Annotated in this window: 18 protein-coding genes; 12 read left to right on the top strand and 6 right to left on the bottom strand. The window is 62.2% G+C overall.

Features of this window, described 5'->3' with window-relative positions; genetic code table 11:
- Positions 1-41 precede the first annotated feature (41 nt).
- The 12 genes from RBB31_RS15420 to RBB31_RS15365 all read left to right on the top strand — a co-directional run bounded on the left by RBB31_RS15420 (position 42) and on the right by RBB31_RS15365 (position 10206).
- A complete protein-coding gene (locus RBB31_RS15420; protein WP_306130196.1) occupies positions 42-959 on the top strand; it encodes a diacylglycerol kinase family protein in 918 nt (305 codons plus the stop codon).
- Positions 956-1780: a metallophosphoesterase gene (locus RBB31_RS15415; protein ID WP_306130195.1), complete on the top strand. Its 825-nt coding sequence runs from the start codon at positions 956-958 to the stop codon at positions 1778-1780. The genes RBB31_RS15420 and RBB31_RS15415 overlap by 4 nt, the downstream gene beginning before the upstream one ends.
- A gap of 324 nt (positions 1781-2104) precedes the next feature.
- Positions 2105-3277, top strand: a complete 1173-nt coding sequence (locus RBB31_RS15410; protein WP_306130194.1) for an ABC transporter substrate-binding protein — start codon at positions 2105-2107, stop codon at positions 3275-3277.
- 92 nt (positions 3278-3369) lie between these two features.
- Positions 3370-4152 (top strand): ABC transporter ATP-binding protein, encoded by a 783-nt coding sequence (locus RBB31_RS15405; protein WP_306130193.1) that lies wholly within the window; start codon positions 3370-3372, stop codon positions 4150-4152.
- Positions 4149-4856 (top strand): ABC transporter ATP-binding protein, encoded by a 708-nt coding sequence (locus tag RBB31_RS15400; protein ID WP_306130192.1) that lies wholly within the window; start codon positions 4149-4151, stop codon positions 4854-4856. The genes RBB31_RS15405 and RBB31_RS15400 overlap by 4 nt, the downstream gene beginning before the upstream one ends.
- Positions 4857-5867: a branched-chain amino acid ABC transporter permease gene (locus RBB31_RS15395; RefSeq protein ID WP_306130191.1), complete on the top strand. Its 1011-nt coding sequence runs from the start codon at positions 4857-4859 to the stop codon at positions 5865-5867. It abuts the gene before it with no gap.
- Entirely contained in the window at positions 5864-7162 is a 1299-nt protein-coding gene (locus RBB31_RS15390) for a branched-chain amino acid ABC transporter permease (RefSeq protein WP_306130190.1), read from the top strand. The genes RBB31_RS15395 and RBB31_RS15390 overlap by 4 nt, the downstream gene beginning before the upstream one ends.
- A gap of 267 nt (positions 7163-7429) precedes the next feature.
- Positions 7430-8227 (top strand): sterol desaturase family protein, encoded by a 798-nt coding sequence (locus tag RBB31_RS15385; RefSeq protein ID WP_306130189.1) that lies wholly within the window; start codon positions 7430-7432, stop codon positions 8225-8227.
- Positions 8228-8302: 75 nt separating this feature from the next.
- Positions 8303-8674, top strand: coding sequence for a hypothetical protein (locus tag RBB31_RS15380; protein ID WP_306130188.1), 372 nt, complete (start codon positions 8303-8305; stop codon positions 8672-8674).
- A 58-nt stretch (positions 8675-8732) separates the two neighbouring features.
- Positions 8733-8927, top strand: a complete 195-nt coding sequence (locus RBB31_RS15375) for a hypothetical protein (protein ID WP_306130187.1) — start codon at positions 8733-8735, stop codon at positions 8925-8927.
- On the top strand, positions 8924-9229 hold the full coding sequence (locus RBB31_RS15370) for a DUF6166 domain-containing protein (protein ID WP_306130186.1): 306 nt from the start codon (positions 8924-8926) through the stop codon (positions 9227-9229). Before RBB31_RS15375 ends, RBB31_RS15370 begins: the two co-directional genes overlap by 4 nt.
- Positions 9230-9516: 287 nt before the next feature.
- A complete protein-coding gene (locus tag RBB31_RS15365; protein WP_306130185.1) occupies positions 9517-10206 on the top strand; it encodes a GntR family transcriptional regulator in 690 nt (229 codons plus the stop codon).
- Here RBB31_RS15365 and RBB31_RS15360 read toward each other — a convergent pair.
- The 6 genes from RBB31_RS15360 to RBB31_RS15335 form a co-directional block, all read right to left on the bottom strand.
- A complete protein-coding gene (locus RBB31_RS15360) occupies positions 10187-11329 on the bottom strand; it encodes an NAD(P)/FAD-dependent oxidoreductase (RefSeq protein WP_306130184.1) in 1143 nt (380 codons plus the stop codon). The genes RBB31_RS15365 and RBB31_RS15360 overlap by 20 nt on opposite strands.
- Positions 11319-12635, bottom strand: coding sequence for a TRAP transporter large permease subunit (locus tag RBB31_RS15355; protein ID WP_306130183.1), 1317 nt, complete (start codon positions 12633-12635; stop codon positions 11319-11321). Before RBB31_RS15355 ends, RBB31_RS15360 begins: the two co-directional genes overlap by 11 nt.
- 3 nt (positions 12636-12638) lie before the next feature.
- Positions 12639-13154, bottom strand: coding sequence for a TRAP transporter small permease subunit (locus RBB31_RS15350; RefSeq protein ID WP_306130182.1), 516 nt, complete (start codon positions 13152-13154; stop codon positions 12639-12641).
- Positions 13155-13230: 76 nt separating this feature from the next.
- Positions 13231-14310, bottom strand: a complete 1080-nt coding sequence (dctP, locus tag RBB31_RS15345; RefSeq protein ID WP_306130181.1) for a TRAP transporter substrate-binding protein DctP — start codon at positions 14308-14310, stop codon at positions 13231-13233.
- A 433-nt stretch (positions 14311-14743) separates the two neighbouring features.
- Positions 14744-16027: a TRAP transporter large permease gene (locus RBB31_RS15340; protein ID WP_306130180.1), complete on the bottom strand. Its 1284-nt coding sequence runs from the start codon at positions 16025-16027 to the stop codon at positions 14744-14746.
- Positions 16020-16547, bottom strand: coding sequence for a TRAP transporter small permease (locus RBB31_RS15335; RefSeq protein WP_306130179.1), 528 nt, complete (start codon positions 16545-16547; stop codon positions 16020-16022). Before RBB31_RS15335 ends, RBB31_RS15340 begins: the two co-directional genes overlap by 8 nt.
- Positions 16548-16580: the final 33 nt, after the last annotated feature.

Genomic DNA, 16580 nt, shown 5'->3' with positions numbered 1-16580 from the left:
AGGGGCGGAATGAAGCGTTCCGGGAACCTGCGAAAGCCCTTATGTCATATGTAGTTATTCTCAATTCCGATTCCGGGAAGGGCGGCCGCAAACCGGGCGCCGAGGATATCCGATCCCTTTTCGAGGCGCATGGCGTGTCGGTGACGATCATAGACGTCAAAGGTGGCGACGATATCCCGGCAAAGGTCGCGTCGGCGATCGAACAGCCCGGCATCGAGTGCGTCGTGGCGGCGGGCGGTGACGGGACGATCTGCGCCGTGGCCGGGGCGCTGGCCGACAAGCGGGTCGACCTTGGTGTTCTGCCCTTGGGTACGTTCAACTATTTCGCGCGGCGTTTCGGCATTCCCGAAGATGTCGAGGAGGCGGTCGACGCGGTGTGCCGCGGACGAAAGGAGACCATCAACCTTGGCTGCGTCAACGGGCGCGTCTTCATCAACAATGCCAGCATAGGTTTGTATCCAGCCATATTGAAGCAGCGGGAAAGTATCTATCGCCGCTGGGGTCGTTCAAGGCTCGCGGCCTATTGGTCGGTCGTTGTGGCCATGATCACGGTCTATCGTCCGCTGACCATGCGCATCGAGGTCGATGGCAAGCTGCGCAGCGCGAAGGCGCCCACGGTGTTCGTCGGGATGAGCGCGTATCAGCTGGATGAATTCGAGATAGAGGGAGCGGACGCGGTACGGGAGGGCAAGTTCGCGATATTGCTTGCGCCCGATTGTGGCCGCTACATGCTGATCTGGAAAGCATTGCTCGTCGCCTTGCGGGACGTTCGGAAAGGCAGGGATTTCACGTTGTTGACCGGTGAGAGAGCGACAGTCGAAACCAGACGATCCACGCGGGACGTCGCCCTGGACGGAGAGCGCCGGCGGATGAAGGGCCCGTTCGAGTTCAGCATCCTGAAGGACGCGCTCCAGGTCCGCCTGCCTGACGCCGCCAGCCGATCGGACGCCGCGGAATGATCCGCCTAGTGCAGATCAGCGACCTGCATTTCGGCAGGGAAGACCCCGACCTTTTGGGCCCGCTCAGAGAGGCCGTTCAGGACGCGGCACCGGACCTTGTCGTCATGGCCGGCGATTTCGTCCAGCGGGCCCGGGCATCGCAATTCCGGCCGGCGGCGGAATTCATGGAGACACTCGGCCATACATGGTTGGGCGTGCCGGGGAACCACGACATTCCGCTCTACAATCTGTTCCTGAGGGCAGTGGACCCGTTTCGGCGGTACCGACGCTGGATTTGCGAAGAGCTCGAGCCGAGCGTCGACTTCGGGGACGTCAAGGTCGTCGGGGTGAACACGACCGACCCTTTTGCGCATCAGCGCGGGCGTATAGATTCAAGCGACGTGCAGAGAGTGGGCGATGTGATTTCATCCCGCCGGGGACGTCTGACCGTTGTCGCCGCGCATCATCCGTTTCACCATACCGCGGACATCGAGAAAAAGCTCATGGTCGGTGCCTCGGAGGCATTGGAGCACTGGGCCGATTGCGGGCCTCATATCATCATGTCGGGTCATCTTCACCAGTGGCTTGTCGAACCCTTCGTGCGTCGGAAAGGGGCCAACATGACGTTGCAATTGCACTGCGGCACAGGCCTTTCGACACGGCGGCGCGGACATGCGAACGATTTCGCGGTGCTGGATTGTGATGCAGAAGATGTCACCGTGACGCGGATGGTGGCCGAGGACGGCAAGTTTCTGATGTCCGGGCGCACCAGATACGAGGTCGGCGACCACGGCTGGGAACGACGGGGCGCGCAGATCGAGCGAAGGGTGGCCGAGGTTTAGCGGTGGACGCCGCTCGCCGGAATCCGCACCGTCAGGCCGGTCGTTTCTGCAAGTGAAGCTGTGCAACCGGGCCTTCAGGATGGCCTCGTAAGCCGAAGCCCCTTGCGGCCTTATGGATGTTGCGGGAGACGGCGGCGTTGCGGATCCGCAAGAGCGAAAATCACGCTTGGGAGTTGCGGTTGACGGTCCGTGACGGCAACGTCGCGTCATCGAATTCAGTGTGGGTGGAATCATCTGCTGTGATATGCATACTCACAGAACGAGATATTTCTGACCAGCAAACACAGGGAAGGTCAAACAATGAGAAAACTGTCTGCCATATTAATGTCGGCCGCATTCTCGGCGGCCGTCGCAACAGGCGCTTCCGCGCAGGAGCCGGTAAAGATCGGTATGCTTCAAGGTTTCACCGGCCCGACCGAATCTCTCGTCAAACCGATGGCTCTGGGGGGCGAGATGGCTATTCAGGAGGTCTCGGACAGCGGCATTTTCCTCGGAGGCCGTGAGGTGATCTCGGTGCGCGGCGACAGTACCTGCATCGATGCCGCCGCAGCCACAACTGCGGCCGAACGCCTGGTCACGTCCGAGGGCGTTCACGGGATCAACGGCGCTACCTGTTCAGGTGCGACCACGGCGGTTCTCAACAACGTCGTGCGGGCGAATGGCATTGTCATGGTCTCGCCGTCGGCGACCTCGCCGGCGCTCTCGACGATCGAAGATGACGGCTATTTCTTCCGTACCGCTCCGTCGGATGCGCGCCAGGGCCAGATCATCGCCGATATCCTCGAGCGCCGCGGCATAAGCTCGGCCGCGATGACCTACACCAACAACGACTACGGCAAAGGCCTTGCGGAAGCCATCCAGGCGGCGTTCGAGGCCAATGGTGGTGAAATCACCGCCGTCGCGGCGCACGAGGACGGCAAGGCCGACTACTCGGCCGAGGTCGGTACGCTGGCATCGGCCGGAGGCGAAGTGCTGATCGTGGCAGGATACCTCGACCAGGGCGGCAAGGGCATGATTCAGGCCTCGCTCGACACGGGTGCCTTCAACAAGTTCGTGCTGCCGGACGGGATGGTCGGCGAAGCGCTGACCGCTCACTTCGGCGACGCGCTGGACGGCTCGATCGGGACCAATCCCGGCACCGACAGCCCCGGCGCCTCGATGCTGGCCGAACTGGCCGAAGGCAAGGACTTCCAGGGCGACGATCCCTACGTCCCGGAGGCATACGACGCCTCGGCGTTGATCCTGCTTGCGATGCAGGCGGCCGATTCCACCGATAGCGCGGTCTACAAGGACAAGATCACCGAGGTGGCGAATGCTCCGGGTGAAAAGATCTTTCCGGGTGAACTCGCGAAAGGTCTTCAGATTCTCGCCGATGGTGGTGACATCGACTATGTCGGCGGCACTGCGCTGGAGCTTATCGAGCCTGGCGAGTCCGCCGGCAGCTTCCGGGAAACCGAAGTCAAGGATGGGAAGTTCGAAACCGTGCAATACCACTGACGGTACTGCACAGGGTCTTCCGCTTTCTCCTGAACGGTTGGGGATATTGATCCCCAACCGTTCAATCTTTGCCCGCAATCTGGAATGATTGAATGATCAAGGTCGAAAACGTCGCCAAGAACTTTGGCGGCATCCGAGCTGTCGATGGCGTCTCGCTGTCGATCGAGAAAGGGTCAATCACTGGCCTGATCGGGCCGAACGGTGCCGGCAAGACGACGCTTTTCAACATCATCGCAGGGGTCTTTCCGCCATCCTCGGGCAACATCTACCTCGATGGCGAGGACGTCACGAACCTGCAGCCGCACGAGCTTTTCCACAAGGGCTTGTTGCGCACCTTCCAGATCGCGCACGAGTTTTCGACGCTGACCGTCCTGGAGAACCTGCTCGTCGTTCCCGGTGAGCAACCCGGCGAGCAGCTGCGGCACAGCTGGTTCAATTTCAGTCGGGTGAAGGAAGTCGAGGCGAAGAACCGCGAGCGCGCGCTGGAGGTGGTCGAGTTCCTTGAAATCGCCCATCTGAAAGACGAACTGGCCGGCAACCTGTCGGGGGGGCAGAAAAAACTTCTGGAGCTGGGCCGCACAATGATGGTGGACGCAAAGATCGTCTTTCTTGACGAGGTAGGCGCCGGGGTGAATCGCACCTTGTTGAATACCATCGCCAAGTCGATCCAGCGGCTCAACGAGGAGCGCGGCTATACGTTCTGCCTGATCGAGCATGACATGGATTTCATCGCCCGACTGTGCGATCCGGTCATCGTCATGGCCGAGGGAAAACTCCTTGCCCAGGGCACGATCGACGAGGTGAAGAACAACGAGGAGGTCATCGAGGCCTATCTCGGTACGGGCCGCAAGCACGAGCGGAAGGCGCCAGCATGAGTTTCCTGAGCGCGACCGGAATGACGGGGGGATACGGCGGCGCCGATATCATTCACGACTGCACCATCACGGTGGAACGGGGCGAGGTCGCCGTCGTCGTGGGCCCGAATGGCGCCGGAAAGTCGACGGCGATGAAGGCAGTCTTCGGCATGCTCGACCTGCGCGAAGGCAAAGTCACGCTGGACGGCAAGGACATCACCGGCCTCGCCCCGCAGGACCGGGTGCCCCAAGGGATGGCGTTTGTTCCGCAGAACCGGAACGTGTTCGTTTCGTTGACCGTGGAAGAGAATCTCGACATGGGGGCGTTCATCCGCGAAGACGGCGAGATCGCGCAGACTAAGGAGCAAGTTTTCGACCTGTTCCCGATCCTGGCCGAAAAGCGGAGCCAGCCGGCGGGCGAACTCTCGGGCGGTCAGCGCCAACAGGTGGCCGTCGGCCGCGCTCTGATGACGCGCCCTGATCTTTTGATGCTCGACGAACCGACCGCCGGTGTGTCGCCTATCGTGATGGACGAGCTGTTCGACAAGATCCTGGAGATCGCCAGGACCGGCGTCGCGATCCTGATGGTTGAACAAAACGCGCGCCAGGCGCTGGAGATCGCCGACCACGGCTTTGTCCTCGTCCAGGGCCGCAACCGATTTACCGATACCGGCGAAGCGCTTCTTGCCAACGAGGAAGTGCGCCGGTCCTTCCTGGGAGGTTGAATGGAGATATTCAACGCGCTCGCACTGTTCGCCAACTTCGTCGTCGTTCCGGCGACGGCCTATGGAGCACAGCTTGCCCTTGGAGCGCTTGGCGTCACGATCATCTTCGGAATTCTGAAGTTCGCCAATTTTTCGCACGGGGAGTTGATGTCGTTCGGGACGATGATCACCATCCTCGTCACGTGGTTTCTTCAGGACATGGGGGTCGGGATCGCGCCTTTCCCGACCGCGCTGCTTGCGCTGCCTGTCGGCATACTGGCGGCGATCGCCATGGCGTTGCTGGCGGATCGAATGGTGTTTCGTTTCTATCGACGGCAGCGTTCTAACCCCATCGTGTTCGCCATCGTCTCGGTGGGCGTGATGTTCGTTCTGGCCGGGCTGATCCGCATCATCATCGGGCCTGCCGATCAGAGCTTCGCGGACGGGCAACGTTTCATCATCGGGGCGTTCGAGTCGCGCGAGATGCTTGGTATCGACGAAGGCATCGCCATCAAGCAGAGCCAAGTCATAACTGTCGTCGTCGCCTTCATCGTCGTCGTCTGGCTGTTCTGGTTCCTGCAGAAGACACGCTCGGGAAAGGCCATGCGTGCTTACTCCGACGACGAGGACCTGGCGCTGCTGTGCGGCATCAATCCCGAGCGCGTGGTCATGATCGCGTGGGTCATCGCCGCAGCTCTCGCCGCTATCGCCGGCACGCTCTATGGCCTGGACAAAACCTACAAGCCTTTCATCTTCCTGCAGATCCTGCTGCCGATTTTCGCCGCGACGATTTTGGGCGGGATCGGGCAGCCTGTGGGGGCGATCCTGGGGGCCTTCATCGTCGCCTTTTCCGAGGTGATGGTGACCTATGCCTTCAAGAAGTTCCTGGCCTACCTCGGCCCGGCTGACTGGGCGCCGGAGGGGCTCGTGCAGCTGTTGTCGACCGATTACAAGTTCGCAGTCTCCTTCATCATTCTGGTCGCGGTCCTGTTGATCCGACCGACCGGCATCATCCGGGGGAAAGTGATATGACCCAAAGGGTTGCAGTGCTCTACAGCCTCATGGGGCTGGTTCTGATCTTCGTCGGCTTCTACCAGAGCTGGAACGTCGCCTTCGGCATCTTCAATCTCTGCGTCATCTCCGCGGTCATGGCGCTTGGCGTCAACATGCAGTGGGGCTACGCGGGTCTCTTCAATGTGGGTGTCATGGGCTTCACCGCCCTGGGCGGGCTGACTGCGGTGCTGATTTCCATGCCGCCCGTCACCGAGGCCTGGGCCGTCGCGGGCGGTGACATCGCGCTGTCGCTGCTGAGCCTGGTCGGCACGGTGGCGGCGATCATTTTTGCACGCCGCGCTGTCTCATCGGTTCTCAGGTTGCCTGTAACGCTGGTGCTGCTGGTGGCCGGCTACTTCGTCATCGGGCATTTCTTTGGTCCGGCGACCGACGCGATCGAGTCGATCGATCCCGCACTGAGCGGATATCTTGGGGGCGCAGGTCTGCCGGTTGTCCTGGCCTGGCCGATCGGCGGCCTGGCCGCGGCCGGTGCGGGCTGGTTCATCGGTCGTATCGCGCTGGGTTTGCGCGCCGACTACCTGGCAATTGCCACGCTTGGCATCGCCGAAATCATCATCGCCATCATCAAGTACGAGGAATGGCTGTCCCGTGGCGTCAAGAACGTCACCGGCATCCCGCGGCCGGTTCCCTACGAGGTCGATCTGGTTCAGCAGGAGTGGTTTGTCGGACTCGCCGACTTTTTTGGCGCCGCGGATGTCGCCGACGCCGCAGGTCTTTTCGTCAAGCTGTGTTACGCCGCGCTGTTCGTGACCGTGCTCGCGATCATCATGTGGTTCGCGGAACGTGCGCTGCACTCTCCGTGGGGGCGCATGATGCGCGCCATTCGGGACAACCGCGATGCCGCAGCGGCAATGGGAAAAGACGTCAAGGCGCGACACCTGCAGACCTTCGTACTTGGCTGTTTCACCTGCGGGGTCGCTGGTGCGATGCTTACGACGCTGGATGGGCAGTTCACACCGACGAGCTATATCCCGTTGCGATTTACCTTTCTGGTCTGGGTCATGGTGATCCTTGGCGGCTCCGGAAACAACTGGGGCGCTGTTCTTGGAGGGTTCATAATCTGGTTCCTGTGGGTTCAGGCCGAGCCGTTCGGAAACTGGTTCATGGCGACGGTGACCTGGCCGTTGGGAGACAATTCCGAACTTGCGCAGCATTTGATCGGTGGGGCGGCCTATATGCGGTATCTGATGATGGGCGCTATTCTGCTCATCGTCATGAGGTTCGCACCACGGGGCCTCATACCTGAAAAGTAGCGCTGACGCGTTGAAGCTGCGCCCCGGTGCCGTTTTGTCACCGCCCTGGCATGTCGCGCATGCCGGGGCCAACCTGAGCCTGCAGAGGCCTTACTCAAGTCATTTTTGAAATCCGCGTTGTCCGCCAGCCAATTCCGGTGATGCGACGGTCTCCGACCCCCCGTATCTGATCGATCGTACGATTGCGCAGAGGCAAGCAGACTGCCGTTGACATAAACATATTTCTAATATATCAGACATAGCGAAATGGTATATCGGAGGCTGAACATGGAACTTCAAGACACCAACATGACCGAACGCCAGCGCCAGTACCGGGCCAACTACCGGCAGCGCGTTGCGGGCTGGTACAATGGTTTCCTGCATATCGTGATCATCTATACGATCGGGCTGACCGCGCTTTATATCTATACCGCCAACCTCGACGAGGTGACGCCTTTGGAATGGCTGACGGTGCCGCTGGTCTTTTTGTTCTGCAACTTCTTCGAATGGTGGCTGCACCGCTACGTGATGCACCGGCCGTCCAAGAACCCGGTGGCTCGAGCGGTCTACAACCGGCATACCCTGCAACATCACCAGTTTTTCACCGAGGTGGAAATGCGTTTCGCGGACCAGAAGGACTATCGCGTGACGTTCTTTCCGCCCTATGCGCTGGCGGCCTTCACGCTGATCTCCATCCCCGGCGCGATCGTGATGGGCTGGCTGTTCACGGCCAATGTGGGCTGGCTGTTCATCGCCACCACGACCTCGATCTACATGATTTACGAGTTCATGCATTTCTGCTGTCACGTCGAGGAGAACTGGTTCGTGCGCAACATGCCGTTCATCAACACCAACCGCCGCCACCACACGGCGCATCACGACCAGTCGCTGATGATGGAGCGCAACATGAACCTGACTTTCCCGATCATGGACTGGCTGTTCGGCACGTCGGACCTGAACCGTGGCCTGATCGGGCACCTGTTCAACGGCTATGACACCAGGCACGTCCGCAAAGACATGCGCAAGGTGTCCCGCACGCCGGTGCGCGGTAAGAACGAGGCGACCCCCGCGACACCCGCCGAGTAGACGGCCCCTGTCCGGCCCCCCGAGCGTGGGGGCCGGGCGGCGCCTAGACACCCCCGGACAAAACGGAGCATTTACATGGCCAATATCGAGCCGAATATCACCGCAGCCTTCATCTTTGCGCTGTTCGCCTGCGTGACCAGCCTCGCCGCCATCGTACTGACCGGGGTTTTCCCGCTGTCGACGCGGCCCGAGTTGAAGCGACCTTTGGGCTTTGCGCTGGTGGTGGCGAACTGCGTGCTGCTGGGCGCGGTACTGTACCTGACCTTTGGCTTTGGCCTGACCGAGCTGCGCTGGACCAGCGTGGTCATCATCGCCGGGTTCGCCCTGCTGTTCATGCCTGGCCTGTTCAACGTGTGGCCGAGCCGCTGGCGCGACGGGACCGTGGGCCTGACGGTGGTCATGGCCGGCCTGGGTGCCTCGGCCTGGGCGCTGGCCGGCATGGCCTGAGCCAAGGTCGCGGGTCGGGGCAGGCCCCGGCAAACACTATCAGAAGGAGGAGGCTGAGATGCCCGTCATGATCAAGATCGCGCTGTCCACGCTGGTGGCGCTCGCGGCCATCGGGGGATGGTTCTATATGGGACACCTGGGGCAGACCGGGCCGCAATGGGCCATTGTCTTTCTCGGGCCTTTCAGCGTTGGGTCGCTCTGGATCTTTCCGGAAGTGATGCGGTCCAAGGCCGATGCGCGGAGGAAATCATGAAGACATATCTGGGAGATCGGACAATCGACGGCGTGGTCGTGACCGTGGACGGGCAGGACCTGCCGGATTACGCCGAGGTCTGCAAGTTCACCAACGCGGGTTTCGAATGGAGCTTCGAGGGAGTGGCGGCGACGCAGTTGGCCTTTGCGCTGATCTACGACGTGACCGGCGATGCGGGGCTGGCCAAGCGTCTGGCCGAGCCGTTCATGCGCGAGGTCACCGCGAATTTCGGCAACGACTGGGAAATGACCGATGCGGATGTCCGCGCCGCGGTGATCCAGGTGCAGCCGGAGCAGGCGTGATGGCGCAACTGGACAGCTGGAAGGCGGGACGTTACGGCGTATGACCCCGCAGCGTGCTGAACATTTCATTCCGCCATGCGGCGGGCGCCGTGCTGCGCGATGACGAACGCGGATGCGAAGGTCGGCTCGGTCGCGGCGCGATCGTCAAGGTCCGCGCCGCGGTGGCGTTGTGACCCGCCGGGAGTGCGCCCAAGCCTTGCGGCATGGGGCGAAGCACCGTAGATTTTCATATAGCGATAAAACATCCACCGCCGACCGCGACGGTCAAGGCCAGAGACAGGCAGAGTATGAACAGAGATTCCGAGAACGTGTTGGAGAAAGGCTCTCCTGGCGCGCGCAAGATCGACGCCATGACGCTGACTGACCGTGCCTACGAGATGATCGAGACACGGATCGTGGCGCTGGACCTGGAGCCGGGGCAGGTGCTGTCTGAATCCCAACTGGTCGACGAACTGGGCATCGGGCGCACCCCGGTGCGCGAGGCTTTGCAGCGATTGGCGGCCGAGGGTCTGGTCGTGGTGATGCCCCGGCGTGGCGTCATGGTCTCCGAGATCAACATCGCCAAGCAGTTGCAGCTGCTGGAGTTGCGGCGCGAAGTGGAGCGGCTCTGTGCCTGCAAGGCGGCACAGAGGGCCACCGAGGCAGAACGTGCGCAATTCGAGGCTCTTGCCGCCAAGCTGGCCGCTTCGGCGGAGGCAAGAGATTACGATGCCTTCATGCAGCTTGACCTGGAATTCAACCGGGCCGTCCTGGCCGCTTGTCGCAACGAGTTCATCGAACGGTCGATGCGGCGGATGCAGGGACTGTCACGGCGGTTCTGGTTCCAGAATTACCGCGTGGCGCTTGACCTCGAACGCTGTGCGAACCTTCACGCGGACGTTGCGCGCAAGATCTCCGAGGGGGATCAGGCGGCGGCGGGCGAGGCGTCGGACAGGCTGATCGACTATATCTACGAGTTCACCCGCGCGACCCTTTGAGGCGTGGCGCGCGGAGCAGTCTGCGGTATTTCCCGACAAAGAGGTCACGGCCCTTTGCAAGACGTGTCAGCACGTCGCCTGGGCCGCGCATGGTGCCGGCCCAGGCCATCGGGCCGGGCAGGGGAAGATGGCTGGCGCCAAGGCGTGAGCCGGTGGGCACCAGCATCGGGGCATCGCGCCAGGGCGTGTAGGGTGCCAGGGTGTCGAAATGCGTGCCCTTGGCGGCCGCACGCAGGGTTTTCGACAGGTACGGCGTTTGGCGAAGCGTACCGACGATGGTCATCGCGTCGCCGGTGGCGGCCATGTCGCCGCCCGTGAACAGCCCCGGCAGGGCGCCTGGCGCGGGCCGCAGCCACGCGTCGGTCACCACGCGGCCTGCGCCATCAAGGCACACCGAGGGCAGGGCGGTGAGGAGGTCGGTTCGAGGCATTGCGCCGAGCGCGGGAAGCACGAGGTCTGCCGCCACGACCCGCCCGTCAGAGAGCGCCAAGGGACCGTTCTGTGCTCCTTGACCCGGCGCGATGCCGGGAGCGGTGCTGTGCGTAACGACCTCCACCCCCAGCCGATGCAGGCAGCTCAGGAGCGCGCGACCCAGCCGCTCCGGCTGGTCAGGCATCGGGTGCGGACCGGCGGCAATCAGGGTGATCTGGGCGTCGGGCCGGGCCGCCGCGATTTCTCCGGCGAGTTCGGTGCCGACCGCGCCAGCGCCGACAATGGCGATATGCCGGGCCCCGACGATGCGGGCCGCGAGCGTCCGGTGTGCGGCGAGAAAGGCGTCGAGATCTTCCGCGGAGGATTTGAAGGGCAGGGCGTAGGACGAGCCGGTGGCCACGAGGGTGAAGTCGCTCGTTACCTCTGAGCCGTCCGCGAGGCTCGCGCCTTCGGAATGAAGTGTTGAGACGCGGCCCCGGATGACGCGCCCTTCGCGTAGCAGCTTGTCATAGGGGATCGTAGCGGCCGCCAGAAGGTCGGGTGCGACCAGGGCACGGATCATGGCGGGAGAATGCAGGAAGGCCGGCTTGGGCTCGACCAGGGTGACGTCCATCACCCGGTCGAGCCGGCGGGCCACGTCGCAGCCGACATATCCGCCGCCCACGACAAGGAGCTTTCGCCTAGAAGCCAAGGACTTTCTCCGGCAGCCAGAGCACCATCTGAGGGAAGGCCATTACCAATGCCAGCGTGAAGAGCTGAAGGATGATGAAGGGCACGACCCCCTTGAACATGTCGGGCATGGTGATCTCCGGCGGTGCGATGCCGCGCAGGTAGAAGATGGCCGGGGCCATCGGCGGCGACAGGTAGCTTGTTTGTATCACGATCAGGAAGAGGATGCAGAACCAGACCGGATCGAAGCCGAGCTGCGTGACGATCGGGATGAAGACCGGCAGGAAGATCAGAAGGATCGAGATCCATTCCAGCGCAAAGCCGGCGATGAAGACGATGACCAGGAACACAGCCAGCGTGGCCCAGGGGCTGAGATCGGAGGCGGCGATCAATTCGGTCGTGACGCGGGTGCCGCCGGCGCCGACGAAGACGCCCGAGAACATCGAGCCCGCCAGCAGGATCATGAGGATCATCGACGTGACCTTGACCGTGTTCAGCAGCGCGAGGCGCAACGTGCTCCAGCTGAGCGTGCGGTAGACTGCCGCCAGGATCACCGCTCCGAAGGCGCCCATCGCCGCCGCCTCTGTCGGGGAGGCGAGCCCGAGCATGATCGAGCCCAGCACCGCGAAGATCATCAGCGCCGCCGGCAGGAAGGCCGTGAGCGTGATCCAGAGCCGTTCCCCCAGCGTCGGCAGATACTCGTCGTCCGAGACCAGCGAGCCGTCCTGCGGCCGCAGGTAACAACGGCCCATGATGTAGAGGATGTAGAGCGTCGCCATGGTCAGGCCCGGGATGATCATGCCGATGAAGAGGTCACCGACCGATACGTCGGCGATCGGCCCCATGATGATGACGACAACGGAGGGCGGGATGATGGTGCCCAACGAGCCGCCGGCGCAGATCGTGCCGGAGATGAGGCCCTTGTTGTAGCTGTGTTTCATCATGACCGGAATGGCCAGCAGGCCGACCACGGTCTCTGTCGCGCCGATCACGCCGGTGGAGGCGGCGAAGATCACGCACATGAAGATCGTGCCGACCCCCAGCCCGCCGGGCAGGCGGCGGGTCCAGATGTGGACCGCGTCGAAGAGGCGTTCGGCGATGCCGGATTTTTCCAGCATGGTGCCCATGAAGACGAAGAGCGGCACGGCGGCGAGCACGAAGTTGCCCGCGACCTCATCGATCTTGTCGATGAACTGGTAGATGACGGTGTCGCCGAAGGTGATGTAGCCGAAAATGGTGGCCACGCCCATCAGCGAGAAGGCGATCGGAAACCCGGTCAGCAGGATCAGTAGCAGGACCGGGAACATCCAGAGTGCGAGGTATTCCATGGCTCAGGTTTCCTTCGCGTCGGGGGCAAACAGGACCTGAAGGCAGCCGAGCGTCTCGGCGATGGCCTGAAGCACCATCGCGACGAAGGCCGTGAAGAACACCAGGTGGTAGGGCCAGACGACGGGATTCCAGGCGCTTTCGCCGGAGCGTTCGCCCCATTGGTAGGCCTCGATCGTGTAGTGATAGAGCGCGATGGTCAGCCAGATGCCGATGGGCAGAAACAGCAGAAGGTATCCCGCCAGGTCCAGGGCCGCCTTGAGGCGCGGCGAGAAGCGGCAGGCGACAACGTCGATGCGCACGTGCTGGCCGTCGCGCAGGGCGTAGGCCGAGCCCAGCAGGAATGAGGCGCCCATCGCCATGTAGCCGATCTCGTAGGCCCAGATGGTCGGCTGGTTGAAGACGTAGCGCGAGACGACCTCGTAGACCGAGGCGAGGATCAGGGGCACGAGGATCAGGGCCGAGAAATAGCCCAGGACACCACTGATCGCTCCGATGAAGCGGCGAATGGATGAAATCATGTCAGAGTTTCCTGTGGGACGGCGTGGCAGCCCCGGACCCTCGGCGGGTCGGGGCTGCGGCTGTCCGGTCGGGCGTTCAGTTGGACGAGCTGTCCTGCGGCGGCAGGGCCATCTTGCGATAGCTGTCGGCCTCGGACCAGCTGGATTCGAACTCGCGCTGGGAGGTGAGCACGCGCTCGAACCACTCGTTGCCTTCGGCCTGCCGGTCGGCCCATTCCATGCCGAGACGCTTGGCGGCGTCCTTGACTTCGTCTTCCAGGACGATGACCTCGTTGCCGTTCTCGCGGTAGAACTTCAACGCCTTGGCATCCTCGTTGCCGAGGCGCATCCAGCTTTCGAAGGTGACCAGTTCGGCGGCCAGCCTGACCATTTCCTGATCCTGCTCCGACAGCGCCTCCCAGGCGGCGTCGTTGATTACCAGTTCATAGGGCGCGACGGGCTGATGCACGCCGGGTACGACCACATACTTGGCAATCTGGTAGAATCCGGGTGACACGTTTTCATAGAGCGAGCCCCACTCGGTCGCGTCGATGGTTCCGCGTTCAAGCGACGTGTAGACCTCGCCACCGGCCATGGTGACGGGCGAGGCGCCCAGCTCGCTGGAAATCTCCAGCCAGGCTCCGGCGGTGCGCATCTTGAGGCCTTGCAGGTCCTCCAGCGTCGAGACGGGTTTCTTGGAATGCAGGAAAACCTCGGCCGGCCGCATGAAGAGGGGCATGGAAACGAGACCGAAGCGATCCTGGCGGAATTCGGTCCAAAGCTCCTGTCCGCCGCCCTGATAGAGCCAGTGCAGCATGCGTTCGCTGTCCATCGAGCCGGCGAAACCGCCGAAGAGCACGGTGGTCTTGTCTTTGCCCCAGTCGTACCCCATCCAGGTGTGGCCGACCTCGGCGACACCGCGTTTCACGGTGGTGGACACGTCGAGCGCCTTGCCCAGCGTGCCGGCAGGGAAGACCTCGATCTCGACGCGGCCTTCGGTCATTTGCGAAACGCGCTCGGCAAAGGCCTCGGCGCCCAGTTCCATCAGCGGACCGCCGGTGACCGTGGTGGCCATTTTCCATTCGTGCTCGGCGGCGAGCGCGGCGCAAGCCATCAGGCCGCCCGTCATGCTGGCGGCCAGCGCGATGGTCGCGATGCCTTTCTTAAACGGTGACATTGGTTCTCCTCCCTATCTGGTTTCTTGCAGGCTCTGCCCTTCCATACCCTTTGTTTCCCTAGGAACCGTCGATGATGACGAACGCCTGCCGGCGCCGGGGAGCTGCACCGGGGACTCGTAAACGACTTTTGGTCGACGGTCAATATGCAATTAATACGTAACTAATATGTCAGTTGAGAAGCGGGCTGTTTTTGAAAAGCAATATACTGAGTTGTGCAATTAAATACTGCGACCGATGTCAGTGCCGAATGCTCCACCGAACACGCCGAAAACCGATGGCGAAGTAGAAAAAGCAGAGCTGGCTCAGCGGCGGCATGTTGCGGAAGAGGGCCACTAAGACACCGATCAGCCCTGGCAGACTCTGGCGGCACGCCTGTTGGTGGAACGCCTGACGAATTGCAGGCCCACTAAGATACACAGCCGTCGACCGGCGTCAGAAGCCGCTTGCCTTTGGTAGCCAGGCGGACAGGAAAGGCAGGAATGTGATCAACAGCAACGCCACGGCGTGGGCGATGAAGAAAGGCGGCATCTCGCGGATCAAGGTCGACGGCTTGAGCCCGACTGTCGAGGACACGACGAAGATCAGGCTGCCGACCGGAGGCGTCGTCAAGCCCAGCGTCAGGTTGACGATCACGACGATGGCGAAATGATTGGGGTCGATCCCCAGCGCGAAGCTGATGGGTGCGAGAATGGGAACCAGGATCATGACGCCGGGCAAAGGATCCATGAAGAGGCCGAAGACCAACAGCAGAAGGTTGACCGCCAAAAGGAAAACGACCGGTGCAAGCTCCCATGCGATGATCGTTTCCGCGAGAAATTGCGGGATGCTTTCGATGATCAGCACCCAGGCAAAAGCCCGTGCCGCCCCGAGGATGAGCAGCACCGCGCCTGATGTCAGCGCTGCGCGCAGCACGATGGCGGGCAGGTCGCGCAGGCGCAGTGAACGGTAAACGAACATGCCGACGAAGAGCGCATAGAAGACCGCAATGACAGACGCCTCGGTCGGGGTGAAGACCCCGAAACGAATACCGCCCACGATCAGTACGATCAGAATGAGTGCGGGCAGGGCGAACAGCGCGATCCGAGCGATTTCGGCAAGGGAGGGCATCGGCTCGCCGGAGGCATAGTTGCGCTTGCGGCTGACGCGGGCATTTGCCCAAAGGACCATGAGGGTGATGACCAGCCCGGGCAGGATACCTGCCATGAAAAGCGAGCCGACCGAAACGTTCTGGTCCTGCATCGCATAGATGATCATGGTGATCGAGGGCGGGATGATTGGCCCCACGACGGCGCTGGCTATGGTGAGCGCGCTGGCATAAGGGCGGTCGTATCCGCCGTTTTCCATCATTCGGATCATCATCGTTCCGGGACCGGCCGCATCAGCCAGAGCGCTGCCGGAAATGCCGGCGAACATCGCGGAACTGACCACGTTGGCATGTCCGAGCCCGCCGCGCAGGTGCCCGACCAGGGATTGCGCAAGCCTCAGGATAGCCAGCGTCACCGCGCCGCCGGTCATGATTTCCGAGGCCAGAATGAAGAAGGGCACAGCCAGCAGCGGGAAACTGTCGAGGCCCGAGAACATTTCCTTCACCACGACAAGCGGCTGGTAGCTCGAGGCCAGGGTGATCGCCGCGAAAACCGAGATCGCCATCGCGAAGGCGACCGGCAATCCGAGTATCAGAAGCAGGAAGAGCGCGGGGAACAGTATCTCAGCCATTGGCACCGCCGGTGACGGTTTCGTCATCGACACCGCGGGCGTCGAGGCTTTTGTAGGCGCCCGCGGTGATGAGTGGGCGGGCGATAAGCAGCAAATGGAAGATCAGCAATGCGAAACCGACAGGCATGGCCGCATAGACGTAAAGGAAAGGCAGTCGCAGGGCTGGAGTGACCTGAAATTGCATCCGCTGGGCATACTGCCATCCGACATAAACCATGTATCCGAAAAATGCCAAAAGGATCAGGACGATCAGCGCACGAAGTATTTTCTGTCCGGCTGACGGCAGACTGTCCTGCAGGTTCGTTATCGCGACATGGCCACCGATGCGCAGGATCAGCCCTGCGCCTGTGAATGTCAGCCAGATCATCAGGTAGCGCGCAACCTCATCGGCCCAGGGCAGAGAATGCGCGGTAAAATAGCGCAGCGAGATATTCGCGCCCACGACCAGCGCCATTCCCGACAGCATTAGAATGAGAGCCCAGCCGTTCAGCACGACGAATATATGTTCGAGCCGTTTCAAAAAGGCGCCCCCGGAACGTGGGGGGGGGGGGGG

This window comes from Roseovarius sp. MMSF_3350, assembly GCF_030733425.1.
GTDB lineage: Bacteria > Pseudomonadota > Alphaproteobacteria > Rhodobacterales > Rhodobacteraceae > Roseovarius.
Note: the sequence above shows the minus strand (reverse complement) of the source record. Positions and strands in the feature narration are given on the sequence as shown.